Here is a 17884-nt window from a genome sequence, read left to right on the forward strand (position 1 = left end):
TCCATGATGAAGATACTGATCACAGACTACGACTTTCCCGATATCGAGCTGGAGCGGACCCTGTTCCGTCATGCCGGCGTCGAACTGGTTACCGCGCAATGCCGCAGCGAGGACGAGGTGATTGCCGCCTCCGCCGGTTGCGACGGCCTGCTGGTGCAATATGCGCCGGTCAATGCCAGGGTGTTCGCGGCTCGCCCGGAGATTCGCATCGTCAGCCGCTACGGCGCGGGCTTCGACACCGTCAATACCGCGGATGCCGCGCGGCACGGCGTCTGGGTCGCCAATTCGCCCGACTACGGCGTCGGCGAAGTCGCCACGCATGCGCTGGCCATGACCTTGAGCCTGCTGCGCCATATCGCCTTCTATGACCGCGACATCAAGGCCGGCATCTGGCATTACACCAGCGCCGGCAAGATGCGCCGCGTCGGCGACATGACGCTGGGCATCGTCGGCCTGGGAAGAATCGGCAAGCGCATGGCGCATCTTGCCCGCAACAGCTTCCGCCGGGTGATCGCCTGCGATCCCTACATCATCGATGGCGACTTTCCGCCTTATGTGGAAAGGGTAACACTGCAGGACCTGTTCTCGCAGGCCGATGCGGTGTCGCTGCATGTGCCGCTGAACGAGGAAACCAGGGACATGATCGATGCGCCGCTGCTAAGCCGCATGAAGGCCGGCGGCGTGCTGGTCAATACTTCGCGCGGCGCGGTGGTCGATATCGACGCCCTGCTGGACGCACTCGATGCCCGGGGGCTGGATGGCGCCGCGCTCGACGTCCTGCCGGTCGAGCCTCCCGACATCGATGCGCGCATCGTCCGGCATCCGCGCGTGCTGCTGACGCCGCATGCGGCCTTCTATTCCGAAGTGGCGGGAGAAGAACTGCGCCGCAAGGCGGCGCAGAACCTGATCGACTGGAAACGCAACGGGCGGCCGACCTACGTGGTGGTGCAAGGCGAGAAGCAATCGGCTTGAGCCAGCCCGAGGGCCGGTTGGTTTTCCAATGCGCCGCCATGTCATCGAACCTTTTTTTGTCAAACCACTGATTCATACGCAAGGAAAAGCATGATCGAAGATTTGAAAGGCAAGGTCGTACTCATCACCGGCAGCAGCACCGGCATCGGTGCCGCCGTCGCGCGCGCCTTCGGCGCCAACCAGGCGAAAGTGGCGGTTCACTACAACCGCAGCGAGGGCCCGGCGCAGCAGGTGGTGGCCGATATCGAGGCTGGCGGCGGCGAGGCGGTAGCGCTGCAGGCCGACGTGACCAGCAGCGCGGCCATCAAGGCCCTGGTGGAACAGACGGTGGCGCGCTTCGGCCGCATCGATGTACTGATCAACAATGCCGGCGACCTCGTCGCCCGCAAGCCCATCACCGAAATGACGGATGAGTTTTTCGACCAGGTGGCGCATCTGAACATGCGCTCCGTGCTGATGGCCTGCAAGGAGGCGGTGCCTTACATGCGCAGGCAGGGCGGCGGCAACATCATCAACGTGACCTCGATTGCGGCGCGCCATGGCGGCGGCGGCGGCGCGTTGCTGTATGCGGCATCCAAGGGCTTCGTCAGCACCGTCACGCGCGGCATGGCCAAGGAATTCGTCGGCGACAACATCCGCGTCAATGCCGTATCCCCGGGCGTCATCGCCACGCCCTTCCATGAACGCCATACCTCGCCCGAGCAGATGGAAGCCTTCAATGCCGGCATCCCGATGCGGCGCCCCGGCACGCCGGATGAATGCACCGGCGCTTTCCTGTATCTCGCATCGAACCAGCTGAGCGCTTATGTGACGGGGCAGATCGTTGAAGTCAACGGCGGGCAGCTGATGCCATAAGGACGGCGACAGGCCGCCGCGACGGCACATGCGGTCGTCCGCGCGGCGGAACCTGCAGCAAGAGAAAAGAAGGAAGAAGGAAGAAAAAAGCAAGGCAGGAGCACTACGACCATACATTTTTATAACAAGGAGCAGACAATGGATCGCAGAACCGTGTTCAAAGGAATTTTCGCAGCAACCATCGCCGCCGTTACCGGACTGGCGCACGCCGCCTATCCCGAGCGCCCCATCACGCTGATCGTGCCGTGGAATGCGGGCGGCGGCACCGACGCCACGGCCCGCATCATCGGCACGCTGATGGAGAAGGAACTCAAGCAGCCGGTCAACGTCGTCAACCGCGCCGGCGGCAACGGCGTGGTGGGCCACCAGGCCATCGCCTCCTCTTCGCCCGACGGCTATACCATCGGCATGGCCACCGTCGAGATCGGCATGATGCACTGGATGGGCCTGACCCAGCTGAAGTACAGCGATTACACCCCGATCGGCCTGGTCAATTTCGATCCGGCCGGCGTGCAGGTGCGCGCCGACTCGCCGTACAAGTCGGTCAACGACCTTGTCAATGCGATCAAGGCCAATCCCGGCAAGTTCAAGGCATCGGGCACCGGCCAGGGCGGCATCTGGCACCTCGCCATCGCCAGCATGCTCAAGGATCTGAAGATCGATCCCGCTTCGGTGCCCTGGGTGCCGAGCAACGGCGCCGCGCCGGGACTGCAGGATCTGGTCGCGGGCGGCGTCGAAGTGGTGCCCTGCTCCCTGCCCGAAGCGCGTTCGCTGATCGAAGCCGGCAAGGTACGCTCGCTCGCGGTGATGGATGAACAGCCGTCCGCCCTGTTCCCGAACGTGCCCACGCTCAAGTCCGTCACCGGCAGCACCACCAAGCTCGGCGCATGGCGCGGCATCGTCGCGCCAAAGGGCCTGCCGAAGGACATCGAGAACGCGCTTGCCACCGCGCTCAAGAAGGTCTATGACAGCAAGGAATACAAGGACTTCATGGCGCAGCGCGGTTTCGGCGTGGTATGGGCGCAGCAGCAGGATTTCGGCAAGTTCATGGCCAAGTCCGACGAGGATCTCGGCGCGACGATGAAGGCGGTGGGTATCGCGAAGTAGGCTCCTGAAATGCAGCAGGGAGGATGTGTCGGCATCCGGGTTGCACCCGCATAGTCGACCGCCCTCGCAAATGAAGGACACCTCTTCGAGCTGGGGCTTGGGAGATGGACGGGTGGCATCCGTCTGCGATGGAAGCTTGTCTGCGCCCTCCCCTGAATGGCCCACTTGAAAGAACGGGAGTCCGACTGTTGTCGAGGCATCCTCTTCCCACCATCACCCGGGCCTGTTACTAGGCACGCTTTTGAAGGCTTCATCATGAAATTCAACGACGCCGTTTTCGGCGCAGTGTTTCTCGTGCTGGCGATTGCGGTCCTGATCACCGCACGGAGCTTTCCCGCCATTCCCGGCCAGCAGATCGGGCCCGGCGCTTTTCCGACGGTTGTCGCCTCCATCATGGCGGTCTGTGCGCTGCTGCTGATTGTGCGCGGCGTGCGCGGCGCCGGTTCCAGGCAGCGCTGGTTTGAAGCGGGCGACTGGCTGAGCTCACCGCGGCATGTGCTGCGCTTCGCCGCCGTCGTCGCCGCGCTGCTGTTCTATCTCGCCGCGGCGCAGACGCTCGGTTTCGTCATCACCGGCATCCTGCTGATGACGGGACTGCTGCGCGCATTCGGCGTCAGGTGGATCGTCACGCTGGGCACGGCTGTCGCCGCCACGCTGCTGATCCATTCCATCTTCTACAAAATGCTCAAGGTGCCGCTGCCCTGGGGCCTGCTTCAGGGAGTGGCCTGGTAATGGACGCCTATCTGCTTGCCCTCAAACTGGTCTTCGACCCGTATGTGCTGATGGTGATTACCGCATCGGCGCTCTACGGCCTGGTGGTCGGCTGCATTCCCGGCCTGACCGCCACCATGGCCACCGCGCTGCTGGTGCCGGTCACCTTCTTCATGCCGCCGGTGCCGGCGATTGCCGCCATTGTCACCGCATCGGCGATGGCCATCTTTTCCGGCGACATCCCGGGCGCGCTGCTGCGCATTCCCGGCACGCCGGCCTCGGCCGCCTATACCGACGAAGCCTATGCCATGACCCTGAAAGGCCAGGCCGGCCTTGCGCTCGGGGCGGGCCTGATGTTCTCCGTCATCGGCGGCCTGTTCGGCACCGTGGTCATGATGACCTCCGCGCCGCTGCTGGCCGAGGTGGCGCTGAAGTTCAGTTCCTTCGAATATTTCTGGATGGTGGTGCTCGGCCTCTCAGGCGCGGTATTCATCGGCTCCGCCAGCATCACCAAGGCGGTCATGTCGCTGATGCTCGGCTTGCTGATCGCCTGCGTCGGCATGGAAAACCCCGCCGGGCTGCCCCGCTTCACCTTCGGCAACAATGAACTGGCCAGCGGCATCAGCCTGATTCCCATGATGGTCGGCATGTTCGCCGTCTCCGAGATCCTGCGCTACGCGGTCGATACCGCGCCGGAAATGAAAACGAAGGTGGCCCAGGTCGGCAATGTCTTCAAGGGCATGTGGGAACTGACCAAGCGCTACAAGTGGGGCGTCCTGCGCGGCAGCGCCTTCGGCACGGTGATCGGCATCCAGCCCGGCTCCGGCGCCGACATGGCGTCGTGGATGTCGTATGCGATGAGCAAGCGCTTCTCCAAGGAGCCGGAAAAATTCGGTACCGGCCACGTGGAAGGCATCATCGAATCCGGCGCGGCGAACAACAGTTCGCTGGCCGGCGCCTGGATTCCCGCGGTGGTGTTCGGCATCCCGGGCGATTCGATCACCGCCATTGCCATCGGCGTGCTGTACATGAAGGGCATGAATCCCGGACCGACCATCTTCGTCAACAATCCGCAGGACATTTACGCGGTATTCCTCGTCTTCGTGCTGGCCAACCTCATCATGCTGCCGTTCGGCTGGGCCATGATCAAGGCTGCGCGCAAGGTGCTGCAGATCTCGCGCAGCATCCTGATGCCGACCATCCTGCTGTTCTGCATCGTCGGCGCGTTCGCGATCAACAACTCGGTGTTTGGCGTGGTGCTGATCCTGTGCTTCGGACTGCTTGCCTTTGTTCTCGAGGAGAATGGCTTCCCCACCGCGCCGGCCATCCTTGGCGTCGTGCTGGGACAGATGCTGGAAGAGAATTTCGTGACGTCGATGATCAAGTCGGATTACAGCATCGCCCCCTTCTTCTCGCGTCCGATCGCCGGCAGCCTGGCGGCGCTGACTTTCCTGATCCTGTTCTGGCCCCTGCTGAGCTGGGCCTGGCGCCACCGGCGCGGCGCGCGGCGTCTTGCGGAAGGAACGGCCGGCTGAGATGCAGCGCGGTTACGCCGGCGCAATGGAAACGCGGAAAAAAATGGCGGGATGGATGAGGGAATTGGTGAGACGTAGGGGCGAAACGAAGGTGAAGCAAGGCGAGGCCCGGATACTCTCCATGTCGAGAATAGGGCAGCCGGCTTCGCCGCCCTGATAATTTACCGGGTTAGAGAAGGGCCCCGCGTACACTTTGATACATTGCAGGACAAAGGTTCCCGCGCTCGCTCAGGATCTACTGATTCGGCACATCCTCGCCATACTTGCTTGCAACATACACGCGCATCGCCGCGATCAGCGGCGTGCTGCCGCGATAGGTGAAGGTATCGCGGGCGTCGGAGGCGATCCACGGTTCGTCGCCGTAATCCGGCTGGTCGGGGCTGGGCGCGCGATAGAAGCCGATGCCTTCGCGTTCGATGATCGGCCCGCCCTGCGTCCAATCCTTGTGCGGTATCCACTGGATTTCCGTCGGTTCATCCATGACGCGCCAGAATTCGCCGGCATGGGTATATTTCACGTCGATGCCTTCCGCTTTCGCGACCCAATGGTCGAGCTGTGTGTTATCCAGGTCAATGACTTTCATCGCTGTCCTTATGTTGGTGAAGTTCCGATCATGCAATGAAATCTGACCATGTCGGATGGATGATGGTTCATGGGAATGTCCATCGGAAAATAGTCGGCGTTGAGTTGGCTCTGACGACACGGATGCAGCATGCAAAGAGAATTGCGTCTGAATGCAACTTGATTGATGATGACTGCGATTGCACGACGCATGGCCGCGGCATCGGCCGGTCGGCAATCAATGTCCGTCCCATGGCAGACCCGCGTGAGATGTATGCGGAAGGCTGCCTTGTTCTTCTCACCGGTCAAGGAGAAGATTCTCATTGTTTGCCCTGACCGGCCTGCCGACGCTGCCCGATAGCCGCATCGGGGATTTGCTACCGCATCACTGGATATCGGCTGACCATTCTTTGCCGTCATGGAACGCCCAAGTCCAAGCCGAGCATCCTGCTAAGGGCGAAGGTGACGAGCCCCAGGCACAGCAGCGATAGCACAAAGACGGCGGCCACCTTGCCGCCCGCGCGTAGCACCGCGCGCTTGTCCATCGCCTTCTCCTTCTGCCCTTGATCGTAATGCCACTTGATGGCGAAGAACATGCCCGTGCCTAACACGAGAACCTTGAACGTAACCAAGACTATAGGAACCCAATCCATCATTTTGAGCATTTCCAGGCATTAACATGGCTTGTCGTTTTTGAACCAAGGGCAAGACCATGACGAACGAGGTCAAAACCAAGTCCCCTTATGCGTATGGCGCAGGTGCGGACGCGCTTTACCAGACAAGTATGGTCGAGTGCCATCGCGCATTCCAGATCAGCCGTCAGGGCAAAAGTCCCGGGCATGCCGTTTGAATCTTTCATTACATCCATCTATGAAATAACAATGGCATCCAGCGGAGTGGTTCGCCGAATGCCGTTGAGAGAGGAGCAAATGTTAGCAACCGCCATGCAAGGATGGTGTCGCTGCACGTTCCGAATGCATTCTACTTAAAAGCAATTCCTATACATTGAGACAAAATGTCCCAGTTGAAAAACATGCAAGATGAAAAATCGCCAACCTGGTTGCCATGATTGGCCGTACACGGCGGGCGGCGTTCTTTGCAGATTGCGGATGCGTTGCCGACGGCGCCGGTAGACGGATCGCTGAGCCTGGGCTTTCACAATTTGGAGAACAGCACAACCTGCATACTGACCACAAGGGGTTGGTTGAGTAATATCAAATGACGGGCTGACTGCTACTGTACGGTGAATGCATAAGATTCTGTACAAAGCAATTGACTCAGGGAGTACACCACAGTCTCTCGAGGTCCACCATGAAGCACATGGCGTTGGCGACCACTGCCTTGTTGTGTTCTCTGCTCGTCGCATGCGGCGGCGGTACATCTTCTGATCAGGCAGTGTCTGCTGCATCAACCAATCTAAGATCCCACATCAGCATCAGCAGTCCAGACAGCCTGCAAGGAACCACTGGTGTCGTGCACCGCATGTATTATGCAGCGCTTGGTCGTGCACCCGACCCGCAAGGACTGCATTATTGGGCCGAAGCCCTGGCAAGCAAATCAGCAAGCCTGGCTGACCTTACCCATGGGTTCTACAACAGTCCCGAATTTCAGCAGCGATACGGCAGCTTGAGCAATGCACAGTTCATACAGCTGTTGTACCGCAATACGCTAGGCAGAGAACCTGATTCTGAGGGCTTTGCCTTCCACGTGCAGAATCTTGACGCAGGAAGAGCTGATCGTCCCAATACGCTGTACGCTTTCTCCGAATCCTTGGAACACACATTTCGCGTGGCTTCGATTGTAGGCGGCACTTCAACGGGTGCGCCACAGGCACCTTCATCTCCACCTCCTGCCTCGACGGACATACCGCTTCCTCCGGCACCGCCCCCGGCCCGATAACAGCAAATAGCTTGTATCCATATTGCTCGTCACATCAAGTTCTGCGGATCAGCATCCCAGCGAGTTCATGAGCGTTGCATATACGCCCGGGCTCAATATTTCAGGATAGAGAAGATCATGGCACATCTACATTCAGGATCAGGTTCAGATGAAAAAGGCAGTGGAAGCACATCCGGACGACTTATTAGCAATGGAATCGCTGCATTGGCAATGAGCACAAGTGTTATTGCGCCCGCACACGCTTTGACTGAAAGCGCAATTTGCAATAACGCACCGCCAACCCTCACTGCACAGATAGACCTGGAGCTTGCCGTTCCATCCCATGTGGCCGTGCGCATCAATGTAACCAATGCCTATACCAGAGAGAACGCATACGGCGCCTGGCGAGTCATTAACCCCGGCACATCTGTTGCGCAAGCGCAGACTTTCAATATGGCTGCAGGTTCCGGCCTTTGGTATGCATGGGCTGAATTCCTGGTCTATTACAATACGTATGGCTGGCAAAGAAACAACGTCCGATATATCCCGGTTCTCGCTGGAGGGGCAGACTTCGCGACAGTTCAGTATTACTGCCGTTTCTAGGCTATGTTTGATAAGCGTTGCGAGCGGTTCGGATTGGCGCCGAGGAGCGCACGCGTACGCAGGGTACGCCGAGCACCGCAGGCGCCAATCCGGATTGCGCAGCAGCTTATCAAACACAGCCTGGCCGAGACGAAGCCCTTAACTATCTTTGTAATCCAGGGCTAAATCGAACCACCACAACTAGAAATTTCAATCCAGTCGGCTTTCCGCCGGCAGTGGGCGGCTGCTCTGGGTCGATGGTCGATATAAACCCCTCAAGGCGATCTTCACTGCGTCTACTGTGGCACCTCGAACGGACTTTCCGATGTGGCTCGAACTGTGGCGTTTCCTCCGCAAAAAGAATTACGCTCACGCCCCTTCGCTTATTGAGCGTAAGCGAAGGGGCGTGAGCGTCTCCATGCCGATATGTACTACTGCCGTCCCGTCACACGCTGCACCATCCGGTAGAGTACCGACATCTGCGCGCCGCTCTTCAGCGCATAGTTGGGGTCGACCTGATTTGAATAGCCCCACCAGTCATAGCATCCATTCGGGTTGGTCGGTTCTGGCGCGGACGAGGCGATGGTGTCGGGATAGACAACCACGAGGTTGTTGGTGTCGGCCCATTCATTGATGCCCGCCTGGTTTACCCAGCGATTGCCGATGAGTGCCGAATACTGCTTGCAGCCATGCAGTGCCAGCACCATGCCGCATGTTTTTCCCTGCTCGCAGGCTTTCGGCACGAAGACAGTACCGGTGGAATTCAGCGACACGTTGGGCGCTGCGCCGAATTCGGTCTGGTCGAAGGTCGACAGCGTGCCTTGCAGCTTTCCATTGTTGCGCGGGCTTAGTCGTCCCAGGAAGTGCTTCAGCCAGGTTTGCACAGAATCGTAGGGGGCGCCATTGACGAAGCATTTCACCATGAAGGGGCTGCCCGGGGTGCCGCAGTCAAGTTCACCGTTCGGCGATTCCCAGCCGTGCGCGGCTGGAAAGCCATTATCGAACACCACCTTCGCTCCATAGTGAAGGTACTCCGCATTGAGGTCGGCCATCTGCCGTGGATTGACGGTGGCGTCCCTGGTGCCGGACCATAGATAAACCGGCTGACCGCTGAGGTTCACCGATGAGTCGATCGTGCCCAGGGCAGACTGGGTGTCCAGATAAGCGATCGACTGGGCAAGCATGCTGTTATAGGACGCTTCGTTCGTCGGCAAGGTCTGGCCGCCACAGTTGGCAAGAGCGGCCGCGGCACCGCCGGCGCCCGCGCACCAGTAGACGCCGCCCGCATAGATGGCGGCGCCCTTGAAGGTCGCGGAATGGGCCACGTGCATCTGCACCGCGGTGAAGCCGCCGGAGGATATGCCTGCGACGAAGACCTTCGCCGGGTCGATCTGATAGCGCTGGAGTTTTTCGGCGGACGGCGCCGCTGTCGTCTGTGCAGAAGCACTCGTGGCCGCAACAAATCCAATGGCGAACATGGCGGGCCATGCCCACCGAAAATTAATTTTTCTCATGATGATTGTCTCCTCGTTGCTTCAGGAAAATTAAGGCTGCTTCAGCGCCGGTTTTTTGATTTGCCGCAGATTTGTTTTCAATACGCCTGAAAGCGATATTTTCAGGGCTGATGCAAATCCGCATGTTGTTGAGACTCTAGTTTTTATTCCGCGTTCATCCGTGGGTTTGCGCACGAGCTTAATCGCCCGGTGGCCTGTCGTCAGGCAATAGCGTCATTGCCGGCGATTGGGGCCGCCTGATCCGTTCAAGAAGTTGAATGGACCGACCCGCCGGTGCTCGGGCGCCAGGTATTGCAGTCCATGCGTGACTGCGCCACCGTAAAACACGCGGTAGTTGTTTTCCGTGAATGTAATCGGGAAGGTGGATGCTGCCGCAGCGAGGGAAGTGAACAGCCAATCAGCCTGCCACGATATCTGGCGAGGGACTTACCAACGCTATACGCAAATTGGCCCTTAAGTTAAGCTCTGGTCCGCTCCGAGTTCTCGCATCGTATCACCAAGCCAAGAATCGCTTTACCTCAACAGAAGTTTCAAATGATGGCTTCGCTTTCACTGCAATTTCCCATGGTTCTTGCAACCATGATGCTTTTTATCACTGAACACGTTTAATGAATGGTTCTTTACCGCACTCGAATTCACGTACGGAATCAACTGAGTCTTCCTGCCGGCGGGTATGCGCTTGCTGGCTACGCTCCTGTTCGGCACGGCAGGATTCATTGGCCTTTTCATTTCCGTCCTGCTGCTAAATTTTTTCACTTCACATTTGATGATCCAGTCAGGGCAGGCTTGGGGCACTGGCGGGTTCTCTCGGGGCGTATCTGGTTTATCTGCTTGCTGTCCGCCTGTACGGACTACGGTCTCGCTGGCCAACCTGACAGCCAAAAGCATGTTGTTGTTGGCCGTACTATGTTCGATGGCCAGGCCGCTTCCCCATCATCTTGTTACAGACCCGATTGGGTAGAGCGTTTTCACTCTCAAGTGGCTGAAAATGTTGAACCAGCAGCACCTTCGGGAGTGCGGTAAATCACAACCAAGGCACGTGATTCTCCTTTCAGGGACCGTCCGCGGTGAGGGATCCGTGAATTGAAGTAGACGCTGTCGCCAGGGGACAAGACCCACAAGCGTTCCTTGCCTTCAATGATGAAACCAAATTCGATCTCGCCGTCGAGAATAAAAAGAAACTCCTCGCCGTCATGCTCGAAACGCACGTCTTTCTCTATGTTGGACGGGAAGACCATGATGAAGGGATCCATGTGCTTGTGGCGTTTCTTCTGCGCCAGCGATACATAGTCGTAGCCGAATGAACTTCCACCCCGAAGTACGGGTTCCCGCTCCCATGAGCGTACAACGCAAATATCATCGTTGCGTTCGGCGGAGGATTCGGAACCGAGCAAGTCGGCCAATTCAATCTTGAGGATCTCCGCCAGCTTCACCAGCGTTCCAATCGGCGGGATCACTTTCGAGTTTTCGATCTTCGACAGGTAGCCTTTCGTAAAACCGGTTGCTCTTGCCAGTTCGTCCTGCGTGAATCCGCGCGCACTCCGAAGATCATAGAGACGCCGCCCTAATCGCTGCTCGACTTCAGAAAGCTGTGTTTGTGGTTCGACCGGTTGGATGTCGATAATGCGCCCTGCATCGTTGTTCTCTGGGTGAGTACTCATAAATAATCTAGGCGAGGTGTTCAAAAGTGATGTCGTAGCGCTTCAAGATGCCAAGCAGGCGGACAGCTTGATCGTCTGGTTTACATATCGCGAATTGTAGACGGATGGAGGAGTTCCATCTAAGAATGCCTCTTGCTTGCAGTCAAACAACCTGCCCATTGCCAATGAAACTTTTTCATTAAATGTTGCATATTGAGATACCTATGATATTCTAAGACGGCTGCCAGAGGCTATGCGTCGATTTTGCTCAGCTACCTGGCTTTTCGGCCTGAAGGCAATCCTGCCGCAAGCCTAGCCAAAATCAGGAGAATTTGATGAGTGCCACCATGGAAAAACGCCTTTCCGGAAAACTGGAGCCGACCGTCAACGGCTCTACCTATGTCGATCCCGCGCAGCTGGAGTGGAAGCCGACGAAATTCAAAGGCATCCAGATCAAGCCTTTGTACGAAGACGCGGCCAATGGCGAACTGACCTGCTTGCTGAAATGGGAGCCAGGTACGGTCCTGCCATTTCATCGTCATCCCGAAATCGAGCAATCGTTCGTGCTTGAAGGTTCGTTTTACGACCATGACGGCATTGCGCGCGCCGGCCAGTTTACCTGGAGAAAACCGGGGTCTCTTCACGAGACCCGATCGGACGAAGGCTGCATTATCCTTGCGATCTACCGCAAACCAAACGTTTTCTTCGATGTCGATGCAGGCTTCTGAAATGCGCCAGGTTCCGGCAGGGAGGGCGGCATGCCTTACGTCGTAACGGAAGGGTGCATCAAGTGCAAATTCATGGAGTGCGTGGAGGTATGTCCTACCCATGCATTCCATGAAGGCCCGAACGCCGTCGTCATCAATCCCTCGGATTGCGCCAATTGCGCCTTATGCGAGATGGTTTGCCCCGTCCTCGCCATCATGCCGCGCGCCGGCTTGCCGCAACGATTCAGCGACTACGCGGAATTGAATGCGCGGTTGGCGAAACAATGGCCGAAGATCACGACCAAGGGCAATGTTCCCGCCGATGCCGAACAATGGGTCGACGTGCCGGATAAGGGGCCGCTTCTCGAAGGCCTCTAGATTGATTGCCCGGCAAGTCTGCAGGCGTGGTTAGCGCCTGTCAGCGCGTCCCGGCAACGATCCCGCGTTCCCGCAGGTTCGCCGCTCTCGCGACGTCATAACAAATCACCTGCGCCACCTTGTCCGCCGTCTCCTCGTCGTACAGCTTCGCCAGCACATGCAGCGTAGTGTCGATGCAGAGACTGACGCCGCCGCCTGTCACCTGATTTCCAAGGTCGACGATCGCGGCGCGGTTCAGTCCGACCTTCGGAAAGCGCTCGCGGAACACTTCGAAGGGATCGGCCTCTCCATCCGCATAACTTGCCTTGGTGGTCGCTACTTTTCCATCCAGCAGTCCGGTGGCCGCAAAGATCATGGCGCCCGTGCAGACGGAGGCGGTGAGTGTTTCCCGATGAGCATCAATGAATTGCAGCACCTTCGTGTTTTTTACCTGTGCGGGCCAGCCTGGCCCGCCGCAGATGATCAGCGCATCGACCGGCGGGGAGCTTGCGAAATCGTGGTGAGCCTTGACTACAAGGCCGTTCGCGAGAAGGACATCGCCGCCGCTCTCGCTGATCAGGAACATTTCAAGGTCCGGGATGACGCGCTTGGCCATCGACAGGGTGCCGAAGATGGCGATCTCAATCGGCTCCACTCCCTCGTAAATAAATATTCCTATTTTTTTCATGGCCATTTTCAATAATTTGATATAAAGTTTCCTAATACGAAACCATCTTAAACCGGAAGCCAATAAAAATCAAAACTCTTTATCGCCTGCCTTAAGAGGCGCGGCCTGAGCGCCCGGCTATCGAGGCAAGTGAAGGCGCTGCTCATCGTTTCACAACCGTACAGACGAAGCCATTGCAACAACGCATTGCACTTTTGTTTCAAGGACTCATGCAGCAATCACCCTCAAGGAGAGTCGTCATGAAAATTGTGGATCAGAGCCGTCGAACTGCAGTGAAGATGGGATTGGCTGCCGGCGCCGGCGTCATGGGGGCGCCCATGATTGCCAGAGCACAGTCCTCCATAACGCTGAAGATGCAAAGCACATGGCCTCAGAAATCGATCTTCCATGAGTTTTGCGGTGATTTCGCGCGGCACGCCGAGGCGCTATCCGGCGGAAAGCTGAAATTCCAGGTACTGGCCTCAGGTGCCGTGATACCGGCGTTGCAAGTGATGGACGGGGTCAGCAGCCGCGTTATTGATGCGGGCCATGGCGTGCCGGGTTTTTGGTTCGGGAAAAATTCCGCATTCGGCCTGTATGGCGCAGGGCCTAGTTTCGCCATGGACTCAACGCAAATGCTGGGGTGGATCGAATACGGCGGAGGCGCCGCGCTTTATGAGGAATTGCTTGCCTCGACGCGGCTCGACGTTGTCAGCATTCTTCACGGGCCTGTTCCGGTGGAACCGCTCGGCTGGTTCAGAAACCCCGTCAACACTGTGGCCGACCTCAAGGGATTGAAATTCCGGACGTCGGGACTCGCCGTGGAACTGTTCGAGGAAATGGGGATGGCGCCGACACAGATGGCGCCCGGCGATATTGTTCCATCGCTGGATAGAGGCGTACTTGATGCGGCTGAATTCGCCAATGCAACCGATGACCGCATGATGGGTTTTTCGGATGTAACGAAAAACTATTACCAGCAGAGCTACCACATGGCGAATAACGTCTTTGACCTCATGATCAACAAGAAGGTCTACACCGCACTGCCGGACGAGCTCAAAAAGATTCTCAAGTACGCTGCGATGGTCACGAATTCGGACATCTCCTGGAAATCGATGGACAGGATGTCGACCGATCTGCTCGAGCTGATGAGCGCGAAAAAAGTCCAGGTCAGGAAAACGCCTGCCGCGATTCTCGAAGCGCAACTGCAAGCGTGGGACAAGGTCATTGAAAGACATTCCGCGAAGAATCCGCTGTTCAAGAAGATCGTGGATTCCCAGCGCGCGTGGGCGAACCGCGTCGTCTGGTGGCAGGATACTACGGTCATGCCAACAGCTTACGCATACCGGCATTATTACGGCAAACGGCAGGCAAAATAAACGGCAAAGAACATCGCGGCAACTTTCACTCAGCGCCGCCGGGCATTTTGGCGTGAGCACGGTCACGGTCAGGCATCCGCCAGCCGTCAAGTTTGCGGCAGATCGCAGACATGATAAGCCCTTCGCTTGAATAGACCCGGCAATACTTCATGGAAGGCGACGAAAGCCGTTGAGGCGCCAGTGCGAATGCCTGGGACGGATTGCAGCCGAGTGGCTGGAAGAATCGGTTTGCGCTGGAACGCAGGGCAAGGCGGGAGGAGCGCCGTGCTGTGGGCCGCACCAGTGACGACCAGCGTCGCCATGCGCGCTATGGCTCAGCAACGCTCAGATACGAAGCCTTGGCAGCCTGCGGCTGACGCCGCAGATGCTGTCGACACGCGGCGCCAGCCAGGAAGATCGGTGCACGGCATGGCCCCGCCCTTCCTGCGTCATGAACGATCTTTAATGATTGTGCCGCGACTCGCCGCGCAGCTCGATGATGTTGAGATAGCGTACCGCCGGCTCCAGGCAGGCGCCGCTGCCGTTCTGCCCCACCATGCTGCGATAGATCTCTTCCCAGGGCGTCTTGTTGTCGAGCTTGGGCGGCACCCAGTTCCTGCGCCGCTCTTCCAGTTCTTCGGCCGGAACGAGCAGGTTGACGCTGCGCTCTTTGAGGTCGATGCGCAGCATGTCGCCGTCCTTGAGCAGCGCGAGGCCGCCGCCCACCGCCGCTTCCGGAGAGACGTTGAGAATGGAAGGGCTGGCCGACGTGCCGCTCTGCCGTCCGTCGCCCATGGTCGGCAGCGTCTCGATGCCTTCCTTGATCAAGGCGGCCGGCGGCTGCATGTTGACCACCTCGGCGCCGCCGGGATATCCCACCGGGCCGCAATTGCGGATCACGAGAATGCAGCGCTCGTCGATCTTCAGCGCCGGGTCATCAAGGCGCGCATGATAATCCTCCGGGCCTTCGAACACGACGGCCTTCACATCGAAACGGTCCGGATTTTCCGGGTCGGACAGGAAGCGCTTCCTGAATTCCTCGTCGATCACGCTGATCTTCATCACCGCGCTGTCGAACAGGTTGCCCGACAACACCACGTAGCCTGCGGCCTCCTTCAGGGGATTGTCATAGCGGCGCACCACGTTGCGGTCGGGCTCCTCGACGGCGGCGAGATCTTCGGCCAGCGTGCGCCCGGTCACCGTGATCGCATCGCCGTGCAGGCGGCCGGCATCGAGCAGTTCCTTCATCACCGCCGGCACGCCGCCGGCGCGGTGGAAGGCTTCGCCGAGGAAGCGCCCGGCCGGCTGGCAGTCGACCAGCAGCGGCACTTCCGCGCCCAGCCGCTGCCAGTCTTCCAGCGAGTGTTCGACGCCCATGTGCCGCGCGATCGCCACCATGTGGATCGGGCAGTTGGATGAAGCGCCGAGCGCCGCCGCCGCAACCACCGCATTCTCGAACGCCTGCTTCGTCATGATGTCCGATGGCCGCAGGTTCTCATGCACCATGCCGACGATGCGGCGGCCGGTTTCATAGGCCATCCAGCCGCGCTCGCGGTGCGGCGCCGGAATCGCCGCGCAGCCTGGCAGGGACATGCCGAGCGCCTCGGCCAGCGAGTTCATCGACAGCGCGGTGCCCATGGTGTTGCAGTGGCCGACCGAAGGCGCCGACGAGGCCACCATGTCCATGAACTGCGGATAATCGATCTCTTCCGCCGCCAGCCGCTTGCGTGCTTCCCAGATGACCGTGCCGGACCCGGCCAGCCTGCCCTTCCACCAGCCGTCGAGCATCGGGCCGCCGGACAGCACGATGGCCGGGATGTTGACGGTGGCCGCGCCCATCAGGCAGGCCGGGGTGGTCTTGTCGCAGCCGGTGGTCAGCACCACGCCGTCGATCGGATAGCCGTGCAGCACTTCCACCAGCCCGAGATAGGCGAGATTGCGGTCCAGCGCGGCGGTCGGGCGCTTGCCGGTTTCCTGGATGGGATGCATCGGAAACTCTAGCGGAATGCCGCCCGCATCGCGGATGCCGTCGCGCACCCGCGATGCCAGCTGCAGGTGATGGCGGTTGCAGGGCGAGAGGTCGGAGCCGGTCTGCGCGATGCCGATGATGGGCTTGCCCGACTGCAGTTCTTCGCGGGTAATGCCGTAGTTCATGTAGCGCTCGATATACAGCGCCGTCATGCCGGGGTCGGCGGGATCGTCGAACCAGCGGCGGCTGCGCAGCCGCTCTCCCGGCTTCGCGCCGTGCTTCACATCGTCTTTGCTCATTGGATTGTCCTGGATGGGTGGTAATGCTTGCGCCGGTCCCGGCCTGCGTCATCACGCGGGCCGGGACGGTATCGATCGCACGTGGTCTATTACTTGACCGTGCCGCGGATCCTGGTCAGCTCGGCCTGCATTTCGCTGGCGGCTGCGGTGCCGAATTCATTGGAGAAGCGCGCGGTCACCGGCTGCACCTTGGTGCGCAGCGCATCGACTTCGGATGCCGGCAGTTCGGTCACGGTCATGCCGTTCTTCTTCAGTTCGTTCACCGCGTTGGCGGAGAATTCACGGATGGTCTTGCGTTCGAAGAGCTTGGCTTCCTTCGCCGCCGAGGTCACCATCTTCTGCTCGTCAGGCGACAGGCTGTCCCAGGTCTTCTTGCTCATCAGCAGGACCCAGGCGGAATAGATGTGCTTGGACAGCACCAGGTGCTGCTGCACTTCATAGAACTTCGAAGCGAGAATGGTGGCGACCGGGTTTTCCTGGCCGTCGACGGTGCGGGTTTCCATCGCGCTGAAGACTTCCGGGAAAGGCATCGGAATGCCGTTGACGCCCATTGCCTTGAAGGTTTCGACGAACAGCGGATTGGGAATCACGCGCAGCTTGAGGCCGGCGAAGTCATCGACCTTGCGGATCGGCTTGCGGGAGTTAGTCACGTGGCGGAAGCCGTTTTCCCAGAAGCCGAGGCCGATCAGGCCTTTCTCGGGCAGCTTGGCAAGGATCTTTTCGCCGAAGGGGCCGTCGAGCAGTTCATCGGCTTCCTTTTCGCTGGCGATGCTGAACGGCAGGTTGATGACGCCGAAATCCTTGACATGACTGACCAGGGTCGAGGTATCGGGGATGGTCATGTCCAGCGTGCCGCCCTGCAGCGCGGAGGTCATGGTGACGTCGTTGCCGAGCTGGCCCGAGGGATAGAGCCGCACGGTGATCTTGCCGCCGGACTGCTGCTTGAGCAGGTCGCCGAACTTGCGCACCGCGGTGGCCTGCGGATGCTCGTCGTTGAGGCCGATGCCGACGCGGATGACACGCTCCTTGGCCTGCTGTGCATGGGCGGCGCCGGCCAGCAGCAGCGCGGCGGTGAGAACGGAAAGGCTTCGCATGATTTTCATGATGTCTCCTGGTTTTTGATGTGCATGGTGTTGCGGATTGAAAGCTGTTGGAATCCGCAGCCGCGACGC

At 59.2% G+C, this 17884-nt stretch carries 19 protein-coding genes; 11 read left to right on the forward strand and 8 right to left on the reverse strand.

Annotation, left to right across the window (positions count from 1 at the left end):
* Positions 1–6 precede the first annotated feature (6 nt).
* From FH061_RS19345 to FH061_RS19365, 5 genes are all read left to right on the forward strand, one after another.
* Positions 7–972, forward strand: a complete 966-nt coding sequence (locus tag FH061_RS19345; RefSeq protein ID WP_151637515.1) for a C-terminal binding protein — start codon at positions 7–9, stop codon at positions 970–972.
* 93 nt (positions 973–1065) lie between these two features.
* Positions 1066–1827: an SDR family NAD(P)-dependent oxidoreductase gene (locus tag FH061_RS19350; RefSeq protein ID WP_151637516.1), complete on the forward strand. Its 762-nt coding sequence runs from the start codon at positions 1066–1068 to the stop codon at positions 1825–1827.
* A gap of 138 nt (positions 1828–1965) precedes the next feature.
* On the forward strand, positions 1966–2934 hold the full coding sequence (locus tag FH061_RS19355; protein WP_151637467.1) for a Bug family tripartite tricarboxylate transporter substrate binding protein: 969 nt from the start codon (positions 1966–1968) through the stop codon (positions 2932–2934).
* Between the two features lie 255 nt (positions 2935–3189).
* Positions 3190–3666 (forward strand): tripartite tricarboxylate transporter TctB family protein, encoded by a 477-nt coding sequence (locus tag FH061_RS19360; protein WP_192805142.1) that lies wholly within the window; start codon positions 3190–3192, stop codon positions 3664–3666.
* Positions 3666–5180 (forward strand): tripartite tricarboxylate transporter permease, encoded by a 1515-nt coding sequence (locus tag FH061_RS19365; RefSeq protein WP_151637469.1) that lies wholly within the window; start codon positions 3666–3668, stop codon positions 5178–5180. Before FH061_RS19360 ends, FH061_RS19365 begins: the two co-directional genes overlap by 1 nt.
* A 235-nt stretch (positions 5181–5415) precedes the next feature.
* Here FH061_RS19365 and FH061_RS19370 read toward each other — a convergent pair whose 3' ends face one another.
* Positions 5416–5763, reverse strand: coding sequence for a phage protein NinX family protein (locus tag FH061_RS19370; protein ID WP_151637470.1), 348 nt, complete (start codon positions 5761–5763; stop codon positions 5416–5418).
* A gap of 35 nt (positions 5764–5798) precedes the next feature.
* On the opposite strand from FH061_RS19370, the gene FH061_RS19375 reads away from it, so the two are divergent.
* Entirely contained in the window at positions 5799–6077 is a 279-nt protein-coding gene (locus FH061_RS19375) for a hypothetical protein (protein WP_151637471.1), read from the forward strand.
* A gap of 80 nt (positions 6078–6157) precedes the next feature.
* Here the strand turns inward: FH061_RS19375 and FH061_RS19380 are convergent, their stop codons facing one another.
* Positions 6158–6397 carry a hypothetical protein gene (locus FH061_RS19380; protein WP_151637472.1) on the reverse strand — a complete coding sequence of 80 codons (240 nt, stop codon included), beginning with the start codon at positions 6395–6397 and terminating at the stop codon, positions 6158–6160.
* On the reverse strand, positions 6394–6600 hold the full coding sequence (locus FH061_RS19385) for a hypothetical protein (protein WP_151637473.1): 207 nt from the start codon (positions 6598–6600) through the stop codon (positions 6394–6396). Before FH061_RS19385 ends, FH061_RS19380 begins: the two co-directional genes overlap by 4 nt.
* 452 nt (positions 6601–7052) lie before the next feature.
* Between FH061_RS19385 and FH061_RS19390 the strand changes: the two genes are divergently transcribed.
* Together FH061_RS19390 and FH061_RS19395 are read left to right on the forward strand one after the other, a co-directional pair.
* Entirely contained in the window at positions 7053–7640 is a 588-nt protein-coding gene (locus FH061_RS19390) for a DUF4214 domain-containing protein (RefSeq protein WP_151637474.1), read from the forward strand.
* A 117-nt stretch (positions 7641–7757) separates the two neighbouring features.
* Positions 7758–8222: a hypothetical protein gene (locus FH061_RS19395; RefSeq protein ID WP_151637475.1), complete on the forward strand. Its 465-nt coding sequence runs from the start codon at positions 7758–7760 to the stop codon at positions 8220–8222.
* Between the two features lie 410 nt (positions 8223–8632).
* Here the strand turns inward: FH061_RS19395 and FH061_RS19400 are convergent, their stop codons facing one another.
* Together FH061_RS19400 and FH061_RS19405 are read right to left on the reverse strand one after the other, a co-directional pair.
* The gene (locus tag FH061_RS19400) at positions 8633–9715 is read right to left on the reverse strand and encodes an extracellular catalytic domain type 2 short-chain-length polyhydroxyalkanoate depolymerase (RefSeq protein WP_225984734.1); all 1083 of its coding nucleotides are present in this window, start codon (positions 9713–9715) and stop codon (positions 8633–8635) included.
* 974 nt (positions 9716–10689) lie between these two features.
* A complete protein-coding gene (locus FH061_RS19405) occupies positions 10690–11376 on the reverse strand; it encodes a helix-turn-helix domain-containing protein (protein ID WP_151637476.1) in 687 nt (228 codons plus the stop codon).
* A gap of 314 nt (positions 11377–11690) precedes the next feature.
* On the opposite strand from FH061_RS19405, the gene FH061_RS19410 reads away from it, so the two are divergent.
* Both FH061_RS19410 and FH061_RS19415 read left to right on the forward strand, forming a co-directional pair.
* Positions 11691–12083: a cupin domain-containing protein gene (locus tag FH061_RS19410; protein ID WP_225984735.1), complete on the forward strand. Its 393-nt coding sequence runs from the start codon at positions 11691–11693 to the stop codon at positions 12081–12083.
* A gap of 30 nt (positions 12084–12113) precedes the next feature.
* On the forward strand, positions 12114–12440 hold the full coding sequence (locus FH061_RS19415) for a ferredoxin family protein (RefSeq protein ID WP_151637477.1): 327 nt from the start codon (positions 12114–12116) through the stop codon (positions 12438–12440).
* A 40-nt stretch (positions 12441–12480) separates the two neighbouring features.
* Here FH061_RS19415 and FH061_RS19420 read toward each other — a convergent pair whose 3' ends face one another.
* The gene (locus FH061_RS19420; protein ID WP_151637478.1) at positions 12481–13170 is read right to left on the reverse strand and encodes a DJ-1/PfpI family protein; all 690 of its coding nucleotides are present in this window, start codon (positions 13168–13170) and stop codon (positions 12481–12483) included.
* A gap of 176 nt (positions 13171–13346) precedes the next feature.
* Between FH061_RS19420 and FH061_RS19425 the strand changes: the two genes are divergently transcribed.
* Complete coding sequence (locus FH061_RS19425) at positions 13347–14465, forward strand: TRAP transporter substrate-binding protein (protein ID WP_225984736.1); 1119 nt, start codon at positions 13347–13349, stop codon at positions 14463–14465.
* Between the two features lie 441 nt (positions 14466–14906).
* Here the strand turns inward: FH061_RS19425 and FH061_RS19430 are convergent, their stop codons facing one another.
* Both FH061_RS19430 and FH061_RS19435 read right to left on the reverse strand, forming a co-directional pair.
* Positions 14907–16712 carry an IlvD/Edd family dehydratase gene (locus tag FH061_RS19430; RefSeq protein WP_151637479.1) on the reverse strand — a complete coding sequence of 602 codons (1806 nt, stop codon included), beginning with the start codon at positions 16710–16712 and terminating at the stop codon, positions 14907–14909.
* 89 nt (positions 16713–16801) lie between these two features.
* Positions 16802–17806 (reverse strand): TRAP transporter substrate-binding protein, encoded by a 1005-nt coding sequence (locus tag FH061_RS19435; protein ID WP_225984739.1) that lies wholly within the window; start codon positions 17804–17806, stop codon positions 16802–16804.
* Positions 17807–17884: the final 78 nt, after the last annotated feature.

It is taken from the genome of Noviherbaspirillum aerium, from assembly GCF_008929045.1.
Lineage (GTDB): Bacteria > Pseudomonadota > Gammaproteobacteria > Burkholderiales > Burkholderiaceae_D > Noviherbaspirillum > Noviherbaspirillum aerium.

Coding starts and splice junctions, on each gene's coding strand:
- FH061_RS19385 (WP_151637473.1), bottom strand. CDS start 6,600: ATGAAAGATTCAAACGGCATGCCCGGGACTTTTGCCCTGACGGCTGAT.
- FH061_RS19405 (WP_151637476.1), bottom strand. CDS start 11,376: ATGAGTACTCACCCAGAGAACAACGATGCAGGGCGCATTATCGACATC.
- FH061_RS19360 (WP_192805142.1), top strand. CDS start 3,190: ATGAAATTCAACGACGCCGTTTTCGGCGCAGTGTTTCTCGTGCTGGCG.
- FH061_RS19430 (WP_151637479.1), bottom strand. CDS start 16,712: ATGAGCAAAGACGATGTGAAGCACGGCGCGAAGCCGGGAGAGCGGCTG.
- FH061_RS19390 (WP_151637474.1), top strand. CDS start 7,053: ATGAAGCACATGGCGTTGGCGACCACTGCCTTGTTGTGTTCTCTGCTC.
- FH061_RS19425 (WP_225984736.1), top strand. CDS start 13,347: ATGAAAATTGTGGATCAGAGCCGTCGAACTGCAGTGAAGATGGGATTG.
- FH061_RS19375 (WP_151637471.1), top strand. CDS start 5,799: ATGAAATCTGACCATGTCGGATGGATGATGGTTCATGGGAATGTCCAT.
- FH061_RS19395 (WP_151637475.1), top strand. CDS start 7,758: ATGGCACATCTACATTCAGGATCAGGTTCAGATGAAAAAGGCAGTGGA.
- FH061_RS19355 (WP_151637467.1), top strand. CDS start 1,966: ATGGATCGCAGAACCGTGTTCAAAGGAATTTTCGCAGCAACCATCGCC.
- FH061_RS19410 (WP_225984735.1), top strand. CDS start 11,691: ATGAGTGCCACCATGGAAAAACGCCTTTCCGGAAAACTGGAGCCGACC.
- FH061_RS19370 (WP_151637470.1), bottom strand. CDS start 5,763: ATGAAAGTCATTGACCTGGATAACACACAGCTCGACCATTGGGTCGCG.
- FH061_RS19435 (WP_225984739.1), bottom strand. CDS start 17,806: ATGCGAAGCCTTTCCGTTCTCACCGCCGCGCTGCTGCTGGCCGGCGCC.
- FH061_RS19380 (WP_151637472.1), bottom strand. CDS start 6,397: ATGATGGATTGGGTTCCTATAGTCTTGGTTACGTTCAAGGTTCTCGTG.
- FH061_RS19415 (WP_151637477.1), top strand. CDS start 12,114: ATGCCTTACGTCGTAACGGAAGGGTGCATCAAGTGCAAATTCATGGAG.
- FH061_RS19365 (WP_151637469.1), top strand. CDS start 3,666: ATGGACGCCTATCTGCTTGCCCTCAAACTGGTCTTCGACCCGTATGTG.
- FH061_RS19400 (WP_225984734.1), bottom strand. CDS start 9,715: ATGAGAAAAATTAATTTTCGGTGGGCATGGCCCGCCATGTTCGCCATT.
- FH061_RS19345 (WP_151637515.1), top strand. CDS start 7: ATGAAGATACTGATCACAGACTACGACTTTCCCGATATCGAGCTGGAG.